The 18,785-nt window shown below is 67.2% G+C and carries 14 protein-coding genes and 1 riboswitch; of the genes, 5 read left to right on the forward strand and 9 right to left on the reverse strand.

The window, feature by feature from the left end; all coding sequences use genetic code 11:
* Nucleotides 1-34 precede the first annotated feature (34 nt).
* The 3 genes from ACZK45_RS00710 to ACZK45_RS00720 all read left to right on the forward strand — a co-directional run bounded on the left by ACZK45_RS00710 (nucleotide 35) and on the right by ACZK45_RS00720 (nucleotide 2,002).
* Entirely contained in the window at nucleotides 35-403 is a 369-nt protein-coding gene (locus ACZK45_RS00710; protein ID WP_049423115.1) for a VOC family protein, read from the forward strand.
* A gap of 123 nt (nucleotides 404-526) precedes the next feature.
* The gene (locus tag ACZK45_RS00715; protein WP_049423112.1) at nucleotides 527-1,501 is read left to right on the forward strand and encodes a Dyp-type peroxidase; all 975 of its coding nucleotides are present in this window, start codon (nucleotides 527-529) and stop codon (nucleotides 1,499-1,501) included.
* Between the two features lie 84 nt (nucleotides 1,502-1,585).
* Nucleotides 1,586-2,002 carry a hypothetical protein gene (locus ACZK45_RS00720; RefSeq protein ID WP_125893075.1) on the forward strand — a complete coding sequence of 139 codons (417 nt, stop codon included), beginning with the start codon at nucleotides 1,586-1,588 and terminating at the stop codon, nucleotides 2,000-2,002.
* 636 nt (nucleotides 2,003-2,638) lie between these two features.
* Here the strand turns inward: ACZK45_RS00720 and pnuC are convergent.
* From pnuC to ACZK45_RS00755, 7 genes are all read right to left on the reverse strand, one after another.
* A complete protein-coding gene (gene pnuC / locus ACZK45_RS00725; RefSeq protein ID WP_125893076.1) occupies nucleotides 2,639-3,208 on the reverse strand; it encodes a nicotinamide riboside transporter PnuC in 570 nt (189 codons plus the stop codon).
* An 8-nt stretch (nucleotides 3,209-3,216) separates the two neighbouring features.
* Nucleotides 3,217-5,406 (reverse strand): TonB-dependent receptor, encoded by a 2,190-nt coding sequence (locus tag ACZK45_RS00730; RefSeq protein ID WP_253145699.1) that lies wholly within the window; start codon nucleotides 5,404-5,406, stop codon nucleotides 3,217-3,219.
* A 68-nt stretch (nucleotides 5,407-5,474) separates the two neighbouring features.
* Nucleotides 5,475-5,570, reverse strand: a riboswitch (TPP riboswitch).
* A gap of 43 nt (nucleotides 5,571-5,613) precedes the next feature.
* Complete coding sequence (locus tag ACZK45_RS00735) at nucleotides 5,614-6,738, reverse strand: phosphotransferase enzyme family protein (protein WP_253145701.1); 1,125 nt, start codon at nucleotides 6,736-6,738, stop codon at nucleotides 5,614-5,616.
* A gap of 125 nt (nucleotides 6,739-6,863) precedes the next feature.
* Nucleotides 6,864-7,271: a glycine zipper 2TM domain-containing protein gene (locus tag ACZK45_RS00740; protein WP_071228796.1), complete on the reverse strand. Its 408-nt coding sequence runs from the start codon at nucleotides 7,269-7,271 to the stop codon at nucleotides 6,864-6,866.
* 246 nt (nucleotides 7,272-7,517) lie between these two features.
* Nucleotides 7,518-9,509, reverse strand: coding sequence for an XVIPCD domain-containing protein (locus ACZK45_RS00745; protein ID WP_253145703.1), 1,992 nt, complete (start codon nucleotides 9,507-9,509; stop codon nucleotides 7,518-7,520).
* A gap of 111 nt (nucleotides 9,510-9,620) precedes the next feature.
* Nucleotides 9,621-10,391 carry a hypothetical protein gene (locus ACZK45_RS00750; RefSeq protein ID WP_180837891.1) on the reverse strand — a complete coding sequence of 257 codons (771 nt, stop codon included), beginning with the start codon at nucleotides 10,389-10,391 and terminating at the stop codon, nucleotides 9,621-9,623.
* Between the two features lie 378 nt (nucleotides 10,392-10,769).
* Complete coding sequence (locus ACZK45_RS00755; RefSeq protein ID WP_032130138.1) at nucleotides 10,770-11,408, reverse strand: response regulator; 639 nt, start codon at nucleotides 11,406-11,408, stop codon at nucleotides 10,770-10,772.
* A 74-nt stretch (nucleotides 11,409-11,482) separates the two neighbouring features.
* Between ACZK45_RS00755 and ACZK45_RS00760 the strand changes: the two genes are divergently transcribed.
* Nucleotides 11,483-15,082, forward strand: a complete 3,600-nt coding sequence (locus ACZK45_RS00760) for an ATP-binding protein (RefSeq protein WP_253145705.1) — start codon at nucleotides 11,483-11,485, stop codon at nucleotides 15,080-15,082.
* Here ACZK45_RS00760 and ACZK45_RS00765 read toward each other — a convergent pair.
* A complete protein-coding gene (locus ACZK45_RS00765; protein ID WP_478445292.1) occupies nucleotides 15,076-15,477 on the reverse strand; it encodes a c-type cytochrome in 402 nt (133 codons plus the stop codon). The genes ACZK45_RS00760 and ACZK45_RS00765 overlap by 7 nt on opposite strands.
* A 65-nt stretch (nucleotides 15,478-15,542) precedes the next feature.
* The gene (locus ACZK45_RS00770; RefSeq protein WP_478445293.1) at nucleotides 15,543-17,219 is read right to left on the reverse strand and encodes an electron transfer flavoprotein-ubiquinone oxidoreductase; all 1,677 of its coding nucleotides are present in this window, start codon (nucleotides 17,217-17,219) and stop codon (nucleotides 15,543-15,545) included.
* A gap of 257 nt (nucleotides 17,220-17,476) precedes the next feature.
* Between ACZK45_RS00770 and ACZK45_RS00775 the strand changes: the two genes are divergently transcribed.
* Nucleotides 17,477-18,640: an acyl-CoA dehydrogenase family protein gene (locus tag ACZK45_RS00775; RefSeq protein ID WP_478445294.1), complete on the forward strand. Its 1,164-nt coding sequence runs from the start codon at nucleotides 17,477-17,479 to the stop codon at nucleotides 18,638-18,640.
* The last annotated feature ends 145 nt before the right edge of the window (nucleotides 18,641-18,785 follow it).

The raw sequence follows: 18,785 nt of genomic DNA on the forward strand, positions 1-18,785 counted from the left end.
ACCGAAGCTGGGGCTCCCACCCAGGAGTCACGCCATGAGCCACGCCGCACCCCGCGATGCCGAGCGCCGCATCGACAACATCGAATTCAACGTCGCCGACATCGCCCGCAGCAAGCGCTTCTACGGCGAGGTATTCGGCTGGAAATTCACGGACTACGGCCCGGCCTACACCGAGTTCGACGACGGCCGCCTGAAAGGCGGCTTCGTGTCCGACACACCGGTACGTGCGCAGGGCGGCCCACTGGTGATTCTCTACTGCGCGGACCTTGCCGACGCCCAGCAGCGCGTGATTGCCGCCGGTGGCGAGGTGGTGCAGGCGGTATTCGCCTTCCCCGGTGGCCGCCGCTTCCACTTCCGCGATCTGGATGGCTACGAGCTGGCGGTCTGGAGTGATATGGATTGAGGTCTTCGTACCTTCGCCGGTGGACGGAACGAGAACCGCTCCGTCCCCGGTCAGGCGGTTCCGCTATGATCGCCCGCACATCGCCACACGCGATGCGCCCGCCTCAAGCCAGCAGGAACCGCCGTGAACTCCCAGCCCGCACCGATCACCGCCCTCAACCACACGCTCGACAACGAGCCGCAGCAGATCACCGCGCCGCTCACCCATTCGGCGGCGTTCCTGGTGCTGAAAGTGAAGGATGACGAGGCGTCGATCGCCAAGGCACGCGAGGTGCTGGCCAGCACCGATGACCTGATCAAGAACACTGCCATCCGTGAAATCGAGCGCACCTTCACCTGCAATGTGGCCATTGGTCACCGCGTGTGGCAGCCGTTGGTGGGCACCACGCCGCCGCGTGAACTGAAGCCGTTCCGCGAGATCAAGGGCGCGACTCACACCGCGGTGTCCACGCCGGGTGACCTGCTGTACCACATCCGTGCGCGCACCATGGACCTGATCGTGGCATTCGAGCGCAACCTGCTGATGGCGTTCGGCGATGCGGTGGAAACGGTCGATGATGTGGCCGGCTTCCGTTATTTCGATGGCCGTGACCTGCTCGACTTCGTCGACGGCACCGCCAATCCGGAAGGGCTGTCGTTGCCGGAAGCCACCATCGTGGGCGATGAAGATCCGGAGCATGCCGGTGGCAGCTACGTCGTGGTGCAGAAGTACCTGCACAATCTTGATGCCTGGCGCGCGCAGAAGACCGAGGCGCAGGAAGCGATCATCGGCCGCACCAAGCACGACAACATCGAGCTGGACGATGCACCGGCCGATGCACAGAAATCGCACAAGACCCTGTGCACCATCGAGGACGCCGACGGCGAGCACGAGATCCTGCGTGACAACATGCCGTTCGCCAACCCGGGCCGTGGCGAATACGGCACCTACTTCATCGGCTATACCCGCCGCCTGTGGGTGATCGAGAAGATGCTCGAGCGCATGTTCATCGGCAATCCTGCGCCGCTGCATGACCGCATCCTCGACTTCTCCACCGCCACCACCGGCGTGACCTTCTTCGCGCCCTCGCGCAAGGTGCTGGCCGACCTGGGCGATTGATCGCGCCGGCCAGCGCCGCCCGCCATCTGCCTGTCATCTACCGCGCCGACCATCAGACGTTGGATGAGAGCGCAGGGGCGGGCGATGGCGATGGCAAGGAACACAACCGGCGCACGCCGCTGGTGGCGGCCGCTGGCCGCGTTGTTCGGTGCGCTCGCACTTGGTAGTGCCAGCGTTTCCGCGCAGGAGGCTCCCGCACACTGGATGGCCTATGCCGCCGCCGTGGGTGGCCAGCTGCAGCAGCGCCTGCAGCAGGAGCAGGACCCGCAGGCGCAGCGCGTGCTGGAATGGATGCAGGCACACCCGGATACGCCGACGCCGTTGTCGGTGAGCGTGTGGATCGCGGCGGATGGCCGCATTTCGAAACTCGAATTCGACAGCCTGGGCGACGCCCAGGTCGACGCCGACCTGCGCGCGACCCTGCAGGCCGCGCCGTTGCAGGCCGCGCCACCGGCCGACATGCGTCAGCCGCTGCGGCTGGGCCTGCTGCTTACCCAGTAGATTCACGCCATGCGTGGATGCGCCTGGTAGATGCCGACCTTGGTCGGCACGCGCACGCCAACCAAGGTTGGCGACTACCGGTAGGCCCCTAGCCACGCATGGCGTGGCTCTACTGATCTTGCGGGTGCAGTAGATCCACGCCCTGCGTGGATGTGTTGGGTAGATGCCGACCTTGGTCGGCAGGCGTGCGCCAACCAAGGTTGGCGACTACCGGTAGCCCCAAGCCACGCATGGCGTGGCTCTACTGATCTTGCGGGTGCAGTAGATTCAGGCCCTGCGTGGATGTGTTGGGTAGATGCCGACCTTGGTCGGCAGGCGTGCGCCAACCAAGGTTGGCGACTACCGGTAGGCTCCCAGCCACGCATGGCGTGGCTCTACTGATCTTGCGGGTGCAGTAGATTCAGGCCCTGCGTGGATGTGTTGGGTAGATGCCGACCTTGGTCGGCAGGCGTGCGCCAACCAAGGTTGGCGACTACCGGTAGCCCCAAGCCACGCATGGCGTGGCTCTACTGATCTTGCGGGTGCAGTAGATTCAGGCCCTGCGTGGATGTGTTGGGTAGATGCCGACCTTGGTCGGCACGCGCGCCAACCAAGGTTGGTGACTACCGGTAAGCCCCGGCCACGCATGGCGTGGCGCTACTGCGTTGCCACCTGCGGTTCACGCGCGGCTGCGCTCCATGCGCGCAGGCCGAACACGGCCAGGCCGAGGAAGAACACGTACAGCGCGGCGGTCACGTGCAGCGACTTGAACAGGTACGCGCCCACGTACACCACGTCCACCGCGATCCACACCCACCAGCAGGCCACGTGGCGGCGCGCCTGCCACCACTGGCCCACCAGGCTCAGCGCGGTCAGCATCGCGTCCAGCCACGGCAGCGCGGCATCGGTGAAGGTGTGCATGGCCGCACCCAGCGCCACGCCACCACACAGGCCGATGGCCAGGTCGCGCAGCAGCTTGCCGCGTGCCAGTGGCACGATGCGGACGCTGCCCTCGTCGGAGGCGTGCTGCCGCCAGTTGAGCCAGCCATAGATCAGGAAACCACCGAAGGCGACCTGTAGCAGCGTGTCCGAATACAGCTTGGCCTCGGCGAAGACCAGCCCGTACAGCGTCACCGACAGCAGGCCGACCGGCCACGCCACCAGCCGGCGCTTGGCCATCAGCCATACGCCAAGGATGCTGCACAGCGCGGCGGTCCACTCGAGCATGACGCCGCTCACAGTGCGAACGTCACCGACAGGCGGGCCTGTCGCGGTGCGCCGGGGAACAGGTAGTAGTCACCGCCACTGCTGCCGGTATCGCGCCAGTAGAAGCGGTTGAACACGTTGTCCACCGACAGGTTCCAGGTCACCGCACGCTCGTGCAGGCGATGCTGGAAGCGCAGACCGGCATCGAACACCGAGTAGTCCGGTGCGCGTACACCACCGTCGGCGCGTGCCACGTTGGCACCGGCATAGCGCCAGCCGCCGGTCACATCCAGGCCCTGCACGAACGGGAGCGCATAGGCCACGTGCACGCTGGCGCGCACCTTTGGCACATTCACCAACTGATGGCCTTCATAGGCCGGGGTGCCGGTGTCGCGCGCGCGCGCCTGCAGCACGCTGGCGCTGGCCACGATCTGCAGCGCGTCTGTCAGCTGCCCGTTGGCAGTCAGCTCCAGGCCGGTGTGGGTCTGCGTGCCTTCCTCGACGAAGGTGTAGCCGACGTCGCTGCTGTCCGGCTTGGCGTACTGGTACGGCTGCGAGATGCGGAACACGGCTGCGCCCAGCGTCAGCGCCTCGACCGGCACGTACTTCACGCCCACTTCCAGCTGGCGCGACTGCACCGATGGCAGGAAGGTGTCGGCATTGCTGGTCCAGAATGGCGCTTCCTGGCCCAGCGAGATGCCGCGCACATAGCTGGCATAGGCATTGAGCTGATCGGTGGCCTTCCACACCACGGCGGTCTGCGGCAGGAAACGCGACAGGCGGCTGTGCCGCTGCGGGGTACCACGCTTGTCGTAGGCACGCTCGTCCAGGCGCACGAAGCGGCCGCCGGCCAGCCACTGCCAGTCATCACCGAAGCTCATCCGGTCCAGCGCGAAGAACGCGGTCTGGCGGCTGTCCAGGCGTCGTGCGGACGGCCCTGGCATCTTCGGCGACGGCTCGAACACCGGCACCTGCGCGTCGTGAATGTTGCTGGTGCCGACGTACTCGTTGACGCTCGGGCGCTTGTCCACGGTGCGGCGGAAGTAATCGGCACCGATGGTCAGCTGGTGGCCGACGCTGCCGGTCTCGAAGCGGCCACGCAGCTCGGCACGGGCCTGCTGGTTGCGGCGGGTGTCGTCCGGGCTGCGGTAGTCGTACACGTCGTAATCGCCATTGGGCGCGAAGTAGTTGCCCGGTACGCTGCCATCGGCGCATTGCGTGGCGTAGTAGCAGCCGTAGGCGAAGGCGACGTTGTCATCGATCACCGAGCGGCTGTGGCCGACCGAGACGCGCGACTGCCAGGCATCGTTGAAGTCGTAGGTGTGCAGGGCGGTGATGTTGGTGCTGGCGATATCCACCGGCCGCTGCCACGGCTGGTAGCCGAGCAGGAATTCGCGATCCACGCCGTGCGGCAGCTCACGCGCGCCCAGCAGTTGGTAGCCGGACACCGAACGCTGCGAGCTGGTCTGGTAGTTGGCATCCACTTCCAGCTTGCCGCGTTCGCCAATCAGCCAGTCGGCGGCCAGCGAGTAGAAGTTGCGACGGCCATCGGCGTGCTCGACGTAGGAATTGCTGGAATCCCATGCGGCATTCAGGCGCAGGCCGAAACGCGGGGTGATCCAGTGGCCGACATCGACGGCGACGTAGCGCGAGCCTTCCGAGTCGGTACCGAGCGTGGCGGTGCGCACTTCGGCCGGGCGCTTGCCGATGTAGTTGATGATGCCGCCGGGCGCCATCACGCCTGCGGCCAGGCCGGCTTCACCCTTGAGGATCTCCACCGACTGCACGTTCTCCAGCGCAAGGCGCTGTTCGCCGGCGATGGACAGGCCGTTGAAGCGGTAGCCGGTGGCGGCGTCCAGCGCGAAACCGCGGATGGCGATGTTCTGGTAGTAGCCCACCGGCGCATACGCATCGCCCAGCGAGGCATCGTTGCTGGCCAGCTCGGACAGCGAACGCACCTGCCGGCGGTCGAGATAGTCGCGCTCGAGCACGTTCACCGATGCCGGCGTGTCCTTCCAGGAACCACCACCGAAGGCGTTCACGCGCGAGGTATCGGCCTTGGGTTTGCCGGCCTGCACGCGCACTGCCGCCAGTTCGGTGGGCGAGCGCTCGGCGCCGGTGGCAGCCGCATCGGTGGCAGCGTCGGCCTCGCTGGCATGCAGCGGCAAGGCGGCGCAGAGGGCGAGGGAGAGCAGGGTGGGGCGCAGGCAGCGGTTCATTCGGTTCGTCTTCGGACAACAAGGGAGACGAAGCGACGGCGCGCAGGTGCACCGCCATGACGGGGGTGTGGCTGCGGCTCAAAGCTCCCTACGCCGGTGCAAACCGGATCAGGTTCCAAGGGACTCTCTCAGCCTGGCAGATCCAGGCACCCCCGCTTCAGGTGACCATTTCACTACAAATGGTACGGATTTGCGAGCCGGTGCCCTTCAGGCTGCCGCGTGCAGCGCCTGCAGCAGTGCCTGCCCCGGCGCGCCGTGGAACCACGCCGGGTGCCCCAGCATGAAGGGCTGCCAGGCCACATCCGCGTTCGCGGTCGAGCCGGTGACGCCTTCGAAGTACTCCACTTCGGACAGTGCGAAGTCGAAATGGACCATCGGCAGCAGGTCGGCCAGCAGGTGCACGCGTGCCGCCGACAGCGGCAGCACCTCGCGGTAGCCGTCGAGCAACGCCAGTGCGATGTCGATGCGCACCGCCTCCATGCCGCGCTCCAGTTCCAGCCACGCCACTGCGTTGCGCTCGATCGCGGTGGCGAGGTCGAACAGTGCGCTGGTGGGCGAAGCCAGGCCGAAATCCAGCACGGTGCTGACCTGCCCGTCGCGCCACAGCAGGTTGGAGACATGCCAGTCGTTGTGCGCCCACAGCCGTGGCTCGTCGCGCAGGCGTTCGGCCAGGCCGGCATGCCACGGCAGCACGTCGCGGCGAAGCTGGGTTTCCCATGGAATGCGCGCGAGGTAGCGGGCCAGCCCCGGTCGTGTGGGCAGTTCGGCTTTGATCGCGGCGATGGGATCGTCGGCGCGGATCAGATCGTCGCGCGCCACCAGCAGATGGGTACTGCGCTGTGGCGCGTGATAGCTGGCGGCGGCACGGTGCAGCCGGGCCAGCATGCGGCCGGCTTCGCGGGCCTGCGCGACATCGGTCAGCAACGACCACGACACGGCATCGCGGTACAGGTCCTCGCCCACGCCCACGGCATGCAGTTCGAAGGTCCATTCGCCGTGCTCTACTGCGGTGTGGCCATCGGTTGCCGCCAGCACCTGCACCACCGGTACGCCGGCGGCAGCGAGATGGGCGATGAAGTGGTGTTCTTCTTCCAGGCAGGCGGCGCTGCGAACGCTGTGGTGGTGGCGCTTGATGAACACCGGTCCGCGCGTGCCATTGACGATGGCGGCGGCCGACAACGGTCGAGGACTGTGCCAGTGCGGCTGGCTGCCCGCATCCAGCTGCGGAAAGCGCTGGCGCAGCCACGCGAGGTCTGCGGTGCTGATCGGCGGCCAGTCGGCAGCGACCTCGTCGTTGTTGAGGCCCTGCACCCGGTGGGAAGAAGAAGTCATGCCGCAGCCCCAATGGGGAAAGTCACATCCAAGGGTGCGCATTCAACGCCATGGCCGCCCGCAACGCAAACGGGCGGGTCATCGACCCGCCCGTCCGTGCATCGGCATGGGGGATGCCGCGCTGCTTACCAGCCGCGATGGCGGCCGCGGTCGTGGTAGTAGCGGTTGTCGTAGTAGCGCTCGCGCTGCCAGCGACGGTCGTCACCGCGGTCGTAGTAGCCGCTGCGGTAGTAGCCACGGTCGTATCGGCGATCGTAGCGGTTGTCGTAACGGCGATTGTCGTAGTAACGACGGTCGCGGCGGTCGGAAGTGGTCAGGTTGCCGATCGCGCCGCCGGCCACGGCACCGCCGACAGTGGCAGCGGGATCACCGTTGGAGAGCAGGTTGCCGGCCACGCCACCGACCACGGCGCCGACCAGGGTGCGCTTGTCCTTCCTCGACATCGCGCTGGCATCGCTGACCACGGCCACACCGGCCACCAGTGCCAGAGCCATCGCCAGACCGCGGAAGCTGAGTGCGGAAGTACTGAGCATGTTCGTTCTCCTGTGAGGTGCATGCCACGCTGGGCAGGGAGGGCGCGGGGCGCCCCGGCTGCCGTGATGTCCACGCTGGCGTTCCAACATTGCCGGAACATTGCCTGGTCCACCGTGCGGCTTGCGCATTCATCTAGCGGCAGGCGGCATGAAGCAAGGCTGAAAGCGGCCCCGGCCGCTCAGCTGGCAGAAAGGGAAAGGGCCACGCGAACGTGGCCCTCCCTTCTCTCCCAAGGCGCCGCGGGCCTAGACGCCCATCGCCTTCTGCGCCTGCCGGGCCTGCTCCTGCTGCGTCTCCTGCTGCTGGTGCAGCACGTTCGGCGCGCCCTGCACGGCACCGCTGCTGAGTGCCAGGCTCTGCTCGCTGGCCGTACGGGTCTCCACCGCCGCGCGAATGGCGGCCGGGTCGCCGATGGTGCCCTGCACGGCGAACAGGCGCTCACCGTTCGGGCTGGGCACCACCGAGTCGATGCGCTGCAGGCCGGCGGCATGCGCCTCCTTGGTCAAAGCCGCAGCAGCGCTTTCCAGCGTGTGGCGGTCCTTGAAGGTCCCGGCCGGCAGCAGTTCCAGACCCTTGCTGGCCTGGATGAACAACGGATTGCGCGGGTGCCGCTCGTCGTTCAGCAACGGCCGTTCGCGTGCGTCCTTGATTGCCTCCAGGGTCTTCGCCCCGACAATGCCGTCGACCACCAGGCCGTTGTCCTTCTGCAGCTGGCGCACTGCCGCGTCGGTGTTGCGGCCGAAGCGGCCATCTTCGACCAGCGGCTTGCCGTCGGCGCCGACGTAGCCCAGGTGGCCCAGCTGCTCCTGCACCTTGCGCACGCCCTCGCTGTGTGCGCCCTGCTTGTAGAGTTCGGCGTGCGGCGTGGCAGCGGCCTTGTGCTCGGCCGCGGGCCTGCCCTGAGTCTGTTCGTGCGACTGGGTGCGGTTCTCCAGCAGATCGCGCGCCTTGGACAGCGGGTCGGAGGCGTACAGCTTCCAGTTCGGGTGGTCCTTCACCTGCTTGAGGTAGTCCTCGACCGGCATGGTGTGCACGCCCTTGCTGCCGGTGGACTGGCTGATCAGCAGCTTGTCGGTGTTGGGGTCGCGCACCACCATCACGATGTGGTCGATGCCGTTCCAGTGCTCATGGCGGGTCCTGGCCGTATCCAGGCCGATGATCATGCCTTCCTTCAGCGCATCGGGCTTCAGGATCGCGTCGCGGTCCAGCAGCACGCCGGACTGGTCGAACGCCTTGCGCACGATCCCACCGGAACCGAGGTTGCCCAGGTCGATGCGATCAGCCTTGCTGAACACCGCGTGCCCGGCCTTCTGGTTGATCTCGTCCATGGTCCGGTTCTGCAGCGTGCCGACCCAGCCGGAACAGTCGATGTAACCCTGCTCCACGTTCTTGCCGGTCTTGCCCGGTACGTACAGTGCGTGGCCCGGAATGTTGATGGCGTACTTGACGTCGTCGTACTTCACGCCGGCCTCGTAGGCGGCCTGCAGTTCAATGCCTGGCTTCGGTGTGGCAGCTGCCGTTGCGGTTGCCGCCAGCGTGGCTGCACCCGCCGCCACGGCTGCGCTGGCCTGCGCAGGTGCTGCCGGGGTCTGGCCCTGGCCCTGCACTACCGCCTGCGGTTCGATGTTCTTTTCCGGAATGCTGATCGCTGCGTACTTGTGGATGTAATAGCTGGAGAACGTCCGCGCCAGGTCGCCGTCGTTCATCCCGCGCATCTCGGCCAGGGTGTGGCCGGTCAGCGCCTTCGCGTCGGAGCCGATCTGGTTCAGCACGTTGCGGCGCATGTTGATCTCGTCGCCGTGGCTGTTGCGGACCACACCGAAGGTGCCGGTGGCAATGGCAGTCTGCACCGAGCCGTAGCCGGCGCTGCCCTGCTGGTGGGCCAGGTACAGGTCCAGCCCGGTGGGCGTGTTGCCCCCGGACAGGTACGGGTTGCCGGTGCGCTCGTTGCGGCGCGCCATCGAGTCCAGGTTGTCCTGGTACATCTGCGCGGCCGCTTCGGTGTTGCGGGTGGGGTCGAACTCGTGGCCGGTCAGGTGGTACTGGCGCGCGGAGCCGGGCACGAACTGGAACAGGCCCTTGGCGCCGGATGAGGTGTTGTGGGCGCGCTCGTTGAAGGTGCCGCCGGTCTCGATGTGCGCGAAACGCATGAAGTCATCCACAGGGATGCCCTTCTGCCTGGCGACCTGCTCGACGATGTCCAGGACTTCCTTTCTGCTGTAGTCATGCTGTGCCATGACGTTTTCCTCGGGGTTGATGGAGCGGCGCGTGCCGCGAATCGCCAACCGGACTCATCCGTGAGTCAAGAACATGTCGGTCAACAGGGAACCCGCGCGTGGCGGGTGCTATCAGGGCGCGACGTACTGCTGGGTCGCGCTGTCGAAGGTGTAGTGCACGGCGTCGCCGGCACCCAGTGCGCGGGTCTTGCCGGGGCCTTCGATGGTGGTGCCCTTGAAGGTCACGGTCAGTCGCGGCAGGCCGTCGCCGTCGGCAGCGAAGGTCAGTTCGCCATCGCTGTCGGTGCAGGGCATCACGTTGCCGTCGTCGCAGGCGGCGCTGTTGTCCTCACCCGTGCGCACTGAACCGACATAGCGCCAGACCTTGCTGTCCACGTCGTCTTCGCTGCGCCTGGGGTTGAACAGCAGCAGCGCATAGCCGGTGCTGCTGATGCCGCGGTCGAAGCTGCTGGTCGGCACCGCCAGCAGCAGGCGACCATCGGCCGTGCGATGTTCAAGCGGCTTGCGCCGGGTATCGACATCGTCGGCCTTGTCGTACGCGCCCAGTGCGCCGATGGTCCATTCCTGGCCACGGAACTTCCATGGCTTCCTGGCGTCGGTGCCGGCCAGCACGAAGGTGGCCTCGGCAAGGTTGGCGCGGTCATCCGGACCGGCCGGCGTCTGCTCGCCCGGCTTGCCGTAGTGCTCGCGGGTATCCCAGGAGAAACCCGTGTAGTACGTGGTGCCATCGAGAGTGAAGGTGTGGCCGAACCAGAAGGTCGCCACGCTGCCGTTCTGGACCTCATAGGAGGTCGCGCCATCGCCGTCCACCTGGTAGGTGAAATACATCACGGTCGGCGCGTCGGGCGGGGTGGCGGCGGCATCGGGGGTGGGGGTCTGCATCGGGGCAACATCCTGTCGGGGCGCATTGGCAGCCTGCGCAGGGGCGCCGGGCTGGGAGGACGAGGGGGCCGGATCGGCGGCGCTGCAGGCGGCAGCGGAAAGAGAGACGAGCAGGCACGCCGCGAATGCGCGCAGAGGCCGCAACGGCAGGGTCCAGCGTAGCTTGGGGGGATGATGCATGCGCCTCTCCATGGTCAGCGTTGCCGGGCCAGACGGCCGGCAGGAAACCGCGCCACGTCCACCAGGAACGGGAGCGAGGACATGAGCCGGTCGATTCCTTCGACCTCGCATTGAGAACTCATGCCGGACCATCTTGGCACAGATCGGCGGCCGGTCAAAGAGGGCGGTGGCAGCTGACCTTCTTGTGTGATCTGGCTCTCAGATCTTGCCGTCGCGCAGGTAATCGAACAGCTCGGCGTCGCCCTTGAGGCCCAGTTTGAGCATGGCGTCACCCTTCTGCCGGCTGATGGTGCTGACGCTCTTGTGCAGCTGCAGCGAGATTTCCTTCACGGTCATGCCGGTGCCCAGCAGCCGCAGCACCTCCACCTCGCGTGGCGACAGTGGCTTGCCGTCGCCCTCGCGCATGCGCCAGCTGCCAGCGGCCTCGACCCGCTCGCGCAGGCTGCGGCTGATGTAGGGCTGGCCCCGGTAGACCGCCTGGATGGCCTGTGGCAGTTCGTCCATCGACGAACTCTTGTCGACCAGGCCGAGCACGCCGCTGTCGAGCACCATGCGCAGGATCGCCAGGTTGTTGGAGACACTGAGCATCAGCACCGGCAGGTCGGGATGACGGCGGCGGATCATGCCGATCATGGCGAAGCCGTCGGCCTGGGGACTGCCCGGCATGGAGTAGTCGGTTACCAGCAGGTCACAGGGTTGGCTGCCGAGCAGGGCCATCAGCGCCTGCGCGCTGTCGGCTTCGCCGACCACGCGGCCCACCCCGCTCGATTCGATGACGGCACGGGTACCGATACGGACCACCGGGTGGTCGTCTGCGATGATGATGCGCAAGCTCATGCTCTAGTATGGCCACCGGGCACGCCGGACCGCGACCATCGCGGTTCCTGGCAGATTCTAGGAGATCAACGCCGATGCGTAGCTGGGCTGTTCGCGGGCTGGTCCTGCTGCTGGCCGTGCTGGTGCTGCCTGCGGCGCTGGCACAGGCGGTGCCTGGGCTTTTGCCGCTCAGCCCGCTGCAGCGCGAGTACCTTGCCGCGCATCCGAGCATCGTCGTGGGCCAGTATGACAGTGGCTGGCCGCCGTTCGAGTCCCTCCGTGATGGCCAGCAGGTCGGCCTGGGCCCGGATTATCTGTCGCTTCTCGCCCGTCAGCTGGGCGTGAAGGTGGAGGCACGGCGCTATCCCGACTGGACATCCGTGCTGGATGCGGCATGTCGTGGCGAGATCGATGTAGTGATGAATGTCGGTCTCAGTGCCGACCGCACCCGCTGCATGGTCTATACCGCCGCCTATGGCGAGGCACCGCTGGCCCTGGTGGGACGCCCGGATGACCTGCGTGCCTCCGACATCCCCGACCTGGATGGACTGCGGGTGGTGATCGAGCAGGACTTCCTGACCGGCCCGCAGGTGCGGGCGCGCTTTCCCCGGGCACGACAGCTTGTCGCAAACAGCTCGTTGGCGGCGCTGGAGATGGTCAGAGACGACAAGGCAGACGTTTACATCGGCAATGCCTACGTGGCCACCGAACTGATCGCACGCGAGGACCTGCAGGGGGTCGTGCTGCTGCGCCCCAGCGATCTGCCGCCCGAACGGCTGCACTTCGGTGTTCCCAACAGCAAGCAGCCGTTGGCCGAAGCATTGGACCTGGCACTGGCTGCGACCAGCCAGGCCCAGCGCGATGCGCTGGTGCAGCGCTGGCTGCCACCTCCGCAGTGGTCGGCATCGGCACAGCTGGCGTTGAGCCAGGCCGAGAAACGGGTATTGGAGCAGCCGTTGAAGATCGGCTTCGCGCCGAACGCGGCGCCGCTGTCGTTCGCGGACCAGGATGGCAACCCCAGTGGCCTGGCCAGCGAATACCTGCGGCGCCTGCTGCAGGCTGGCGCCAACCTGCAGGTGGAAAACAGCCATGACTGGTACGAGGTGCGCGAGAAGGCGCGTCGCGGCGAGCTGCAGGCGGTGATGGGCATTCCTGCCGATTCTCGCTACCTGGGCCCGGACTGGGTGTTCAGCCAGCCCTTCATCAGCGTGCCGAACGTGATCGTCAGCCGGCGTGACAGCCCGGCGTTGCTGGGCCTGTCCGACCTGCAGGGCAAACGGGTGCTGCTGTCCGATCCGGAACGCGTGCGTGGCTATGTGCTGCAGCAGGCGCCGCAGGCGCGGATCATCGCGGCACGCAGCGCGGAACAGGCCCTGCAGCGCCTGATCAATGGCGACGCCGATGCCTACGTAGGCAACCTGGCACTGGTTGACCATCTGCTGCGCAACCGCTTCCCGGGGCGCCTGCAGGTGGCGGCACCGGCAGGTTTCAACGATCAGCTGGTGCTGGCGGTTGAGCGCCGCCATGCCGCCCTGGCCACCACCTTCGACCGCCTGCTGCTGCAGATGACGCCGCGCAAGCGCGAGGCCCTGCGCGGGGACTGGCTGGCCGTCGAGTACCGCAACGGCCTGGACTGGAACAGCGCGATGCGCTGGGGCGTGCCGCTGCTGCTGGTGCTGCTCACCGCGCTGCTGGTGCACGCCATCGGGCATTGGCGGCTGCGCCGCGAGGTGGCCGGACGGCGTCACCTGGAACAGCGCCTGGCCGAAGTCACCGACAACCTGCCCGCCGTGGTCTATCAGGCTCGCCGCGCGGCAGACGGAACCCTCAGCTTCCCGTTCATTGCCGGTGACCTGCAGGCGTTGTTCGGGATCAGCCGGCAGCAGGCCGAACAGGATGCAATGTGCCTGCTGGAGCGCATCGAGGAAGACGACCGCGAGCACATCCTGCATGCGGTCGAGCAGGCGGCGCGCCAGTTCGCACCGCTTGTTCTCGAGTTCCGGCTGCGACCTGAAGGCACCGGCGCGCGCTGGGTGCGCAGCCAGGCCCATCCCTATGCGGCGGAAGCGGGCGTGGTCACCTGGAGTGGATACTGGGTGGATGTCAGCGAGGCGCGTGCACAGGCCGAGGCCCTCACTGCGGCCAAGGCTGACGCCGAACAGGCGGCGGAGGCGAAGTCGCGTTTCCTGGCGACCATGAGCCATGAAATCCGAACGCCGATGAGTGGCGTGCTGGGCATGCTGGAAGTGCTGGCGCATTCGCCGCTGGATGCCGAGCAGCAGCGCATCCTAGGGGTGATCGAGGATTCGGCGCAGATGCTGCGGCAGATCCTCGACGATATTCTTGACTACTCGCGGCTTGAGGCCGGCGCGCTGCGCCTGGAACCGGTGCCGCAGCCGCTGCGGCCATTGCTGGAAAGCGTGTGCCGGTTGTTGTCGGCGCAGGCCAGTGCACGTGGGCTGGACCTGCACGTGCAGATCGACCCGCAGCTGGCGGCCGCGCACGAAGTGGATGGCGTGCGCCTGCGCCAGATCGTGTTCAACCTGCTCAGCAACGCCATCAAGTTCACCGTGCGCGGCGAAGTGCGGCTGCAGCTGGACGTGCTGGGGCCGACCGCCGAAGACGGCAGCCAGCCGCTGTGCCTGAGCGTCACCGACACCGGCATCGGCATCGCGCCGGAACAGCTGCAGCACCTGTTTGCGCCGTTCACCCAGGCCGGTGCCTACATCCAGCGCGACCATGGGGGTACTGGCCTGGGCCTGAGCATCTGCCAGCGCCTGGTGCAGATGATGGACGGCGAGCTGGAGCTGCACAGCACGCTGGGCGAAGGGACCCGCGCCGAGGTGCGGCTGTCGCTGGTGGAAGCCGGCAGCGGTGATGTGGAAGCGCTGGTCGCCGAGCAGGAACAGGCCTCGCTGCTGCCGCCGGCGCTGCGCCAGGCGCGGGTGCTGGTGATCGAAGACCACCCGACCAACCAGGCGATGATGGCCTGGCGACTGCAGCAGCTGGGGGTGCCGCATGTGATGGTCGGTGACGGCCAGCAGGGCTTGGATCGGCTGTCGTCGGAGAGTTTCGATCTGGTGATCACCGACTGCCGGATGCCGGTGCTCGATGGCTTCGGTTTCACCCGCCTGCTGCGCGAACGCGAGGGCCGCAACGGCCAGCCGCGGCTGACCGTGCTGGCGCTGACCGCCAGCGTGCTGGATGACGATGCACGGCGCTGCCGCGAGGCCGGCATGGACGAAGTGCTGGCCAAGCCGCTGTCACTGGCCACGCTGCGTACCGCACTGCTGCGCTGGTTGCCGCAGGCGCAGGGACAGTCGTTCGAGGAGCCGCAGGCCGGGTCCGCCGCCGACGATGCTGGGACGCTGCCCGATCTGGACAGCCTGCAGCGGCGCTTCGGCTCGCGTGCGGTGGCCGAGCAGCTGCGCGACAGCCTGTTGCAGGCCAGCGAGGGCGATCTTGCCGCTGTGCAGCGCGCGCTGCAGGCTGGAGATCGCGAGGCGGCCGCACTGCACCTGCATCGTCAGGCCGGTGGGTTGGGCGCCGTGGGAGCGACAGTGCTGGCCGGGCAGGCCAATGCGCTGGTAGAGCGTCTGCAGGATGCGGCGGAAGCCGATGTGGCGCCGTTGTTCGCGGCAGTGGCGGAATTTGTGGCACGGCTGCAGCGACAGCTGCAGCGCCTGGCTCACTGAGCCGACTGCTGCTGCAGGTAGGCGATCACCAGCGCGCGGCGTTCGGCGCTGGGGAAGGCGTTGTACATGCGCGTGCCGGGCACCACGTGGGTGGGCGACTGCAGGAACGCATCCAGGGTCTGCGCGGTCCAGGTGATATCGGCGCTGCGCATGCCGTCGGAATAGCCATAGTCCGGCAGGCTGCCAGCGCGGCGGCCGATCACGCCGTGCAGATTGGGCCCGAAGCGGTGGATGCCACCAGGTTGCACGGTGTGGCAGCCGGCGCACAGCTCGAACGCGCGCTGCATGGCCTGCTGCTGCGCCTGTTCCGGCGTGGCCGGTGCCGCAGGCGGGCGCTGGCAGGCCGTGGCCGCCAGGGTCAAAGCAATGGTGATGAGCAGGCGGAAAGCACGCATGGGCGGGCAGGATAGCGACGCAGCGGGGCAGGTGGGCTGCGACACGCGGTCGCAGCCCGGAGCAATCACATGCCCGAATAGTTCGGGCCGCCACCGCCCTGCGGGGTCACCCAGACGATGTTCTGGGTCGGGTCCTTGATGTCGCAGGTCTTGCAGTGCACGCAGTTCTGCGCGTTGATCTGCAGGCGCGCGTTATCGGCTTCACCGACGAACTCGTACACACCCGCCGGGCAGTAGCGGGCTTCCGGGCCGGCGTACTCGGCCAGGTTCACCTTCACCGGAATGCTGGGGTCCTTCAGCGTCAGGTGGCTGGGCTGGTTCTCGTCGTGGTTGGTGCTGCTGAGGAACACCGAGCTGAGACGGTCGAAGGTCAGCACGCCATCCGGCTTCGGGTAGGCGATGCGGGTGTGCTTGGCCGCCGGCTCCAGGCAGACGTGGTCGGGCTGGGTGCGGTGCAGGGTCCACGGCGGGTTGCGCACGCCCAGCTTGGGAAGCAGCCACTGCTCCACGCCGGTCATCAGCGTGGCCACGGTCTGGCCCTTCTTGAACCACTGCTTGAAGTTCTTGGCCTGCTGCAGTTCGGTGAACAGCCAGCTGGCTTCGAACGCCGTCGGGTAGGCACTCAGTTCATCGTGCTGGCGGTCAGCGGCAAGTGCATCGAACGCGGCGTCGGCGCACAGCATGCCGGTCTTGATCGCGGCGTGGCTGCCCTTGATGCGGCTGGCGTTGAGGTAGCCGGCCTCGCAGCCGACCAGCGCGCCACCGGGGAACACCGTCTTCGGCAGCGACAGCAGGCCGCCGGCAGTGATCGCGCGCGCGCCGTAGCCGATGCGGGTGCCGCCTTCCAGGTGCTTGCGGATGGACGGGTGGGTCTTGAAGCGCTGGAACTCTTCAAACGGGCTCAGCCACGGGTTCCTGTAGTCCAGGCCGACCACGTAGCCGATGGCGACCTTGCCGCCGTCGGCGTGGTACAGGAACGCGCCGCCGTAGGTGTCGCTGTCCAGCGGCCAGCCGGCGGCATGCACTACCAGGCCCGGCTCATGCTTGGCCGGGTCGATCTGCCACAGTTCCTTGATGCCGATGCCGTAGGCCTGCGGATCCTTGCCTTCGTCGAGTTTGTAGCGGGCGATCAGCTGGCGGCCCAGGTGGCCGCGTGCGCCTTCGGCGAAGATCGTGTACCTGGCGTGCAGCGCCATGCCGCGCTCGAAGGCCGGGCCGATGCTGCCGTCCTTCTCGATGCCCATGTCGCCGGTCGCCACGCCGATCACTTCACCGTTGTCGCCATACAGCACTTCGGCGGCGGCGAAGCCCGGGAAGATCGCCACTTCCAGCGCCTCGGCCTGCTGCGCCAGCCAGCGGGTCACTTCGCCCAGGCTGATGATGTAGTTGCCTTCGTTGTGGAAGCACTCCGGCAGCAGCGCGTTGGGCGTGCTGCGTGCGCCGGTTTCGCTGAGGAACAGGAATTCGTCGCGGGTGACCTTCTGCTTCAGCGGTGCGCCACGCTCGGCCCAGTCCGGGAACAGTTCGGTCAGCGCGCGCGGATCCATCACCGCGCCGGACAGCACGTGCGCGCCTGGTTCGGACCCCTTCTCCAGCACGCACACCGACAACTCGCGGCCGGCTTCGATCGCGCGCTGGCGCAGGCGGATCGCGGTGGCCAGGCCGGCGGGGCCGGCGCCGACGATCACCACGTCGAATTCCATTACTTCACGCGGGGGCAGGGCGTTGGCTTCAGCGCTCATCGATTGCATGACTCGTGGGTAGGGCCGGCATCGGGGCCACCGGCGGTGCCTGGGAATCGCGCGTGCAGCCACGGGCGAAACGGTTGTTTGAATGTGTCAGGGTACCGGGACGCGCGTGATCGAGCTAGATCGCCGATGTTCACACCCGGATTGCTGCAATGCAGCGTAGGGCCGCGGCTCTGGTGGGTGCCGACCTTGGTCGGCACGCTCTGCCCGGATGACCGACAATGGCCCAGTCCTGACTGCGCGTGAGTGCCATGGCTTTGCATCCGTACGATCTGTTCGATGTCCGTTCCCTGCTCAACGAGGAAGAGTGCGCGGTGCAGGAGAGCGTCGCCCGTTTCACCAACGAGCGCGTGCTGCCGATCATCGGCGATGCCTTCGACCAGGCCCGCTTCCCCGATGAACTGGTGCCGGAGATCGCGTCACTGGGCCTGCTCGGTGCGACCCTGCCGACCGAGTACGGCGGTGGTGGCCTCGGCGCGGTCAGCTACGGCCTGATCTGCCAGGAGCTGGAGCGCGGCGATTCGGGCCTGCGCAGCTTCGTCTCGGTGCAGAGCTCGCTGTGCATGTACCCGATCTACGCCTATGGCAGCGAGGAACAGCGCCAGCAGTGGCTGCCGGCGATGGCGCGCGGCGAACTGATCGGCTGCTTCGGCCTGACCGAGGCGCATGGGGGTTCCGATCCGGCCAGCATGAAGACCCGCGCGGTGCGCGACGGCAGCGACTGGCGCATCAGCGGCAGCAAGATGTGGATCACCAGCGGCCCGGTGGCCGACCTGGCCATCGTCTGGGCGCAGACCGAGGACGGCATCCAGGGTTTCGTGCTGGAAAAGGGCATGGCTGGCTTCACCACGCAGGAGATCAAGCACAAGATGAGCCTGCGCGCATCGCTGACCGGGGCGCTGTTCTTCGATGACGTGCGCGTGCCTGACAGCCACCGGCTGCCGAACGTGAAGGGCCTGAAGGGGCCGCTGGGCTGCCTGACCCAGGCCCGCTATGGCATCAGCTGGGGCCCGATCGGTGCGGCGATTGCCTGCCTGGATGAAGCACTGGGTTATGCCAAGGAGCGCGTGCTGTTCGGTCGCCCGCTGGCGGCCACGCAGAGCGCGCAGATCAAGCTGGCCGAGATGGCCCGCCGCATCACCACCGCGCAGCTGCTGGCCCTGCAGCTGGGCCGCCTGAAGGAAGCTGGCCAGCTGCAGCCGCAGCAGGTCAGCCTGGCCAAGTGGAACAACTGCCGCATGGCGATCGACATCGCCCGTGAGTGTCGCGATCTGCTGGGCGGCGCCGGCATCACCACCGAGCATGTAGCGATCCGGCATGCGCTGAACCTGGAATCGGTGATCACCTATGAAGGCACCGAGACCGTGCACCAGCTGGTGATCGGCCGCGAACTGACCGGCATCAACGCGTTCTAGGCGGTGCGGGGAACACCATCCACGCATGGCGTGGATCTGCTGCACATGGCACCTGCCACGGCCACCTGGGATGTGCTTTGGTAGGTGTCAACCTTGGTTGGTACATTCCTTCAGCGCGCGACCGGGCATCGGTGCGGACCAAGGT

The organism is Stenotrophomonas sp. 63632_Sma (assembly GCF_056482875.1).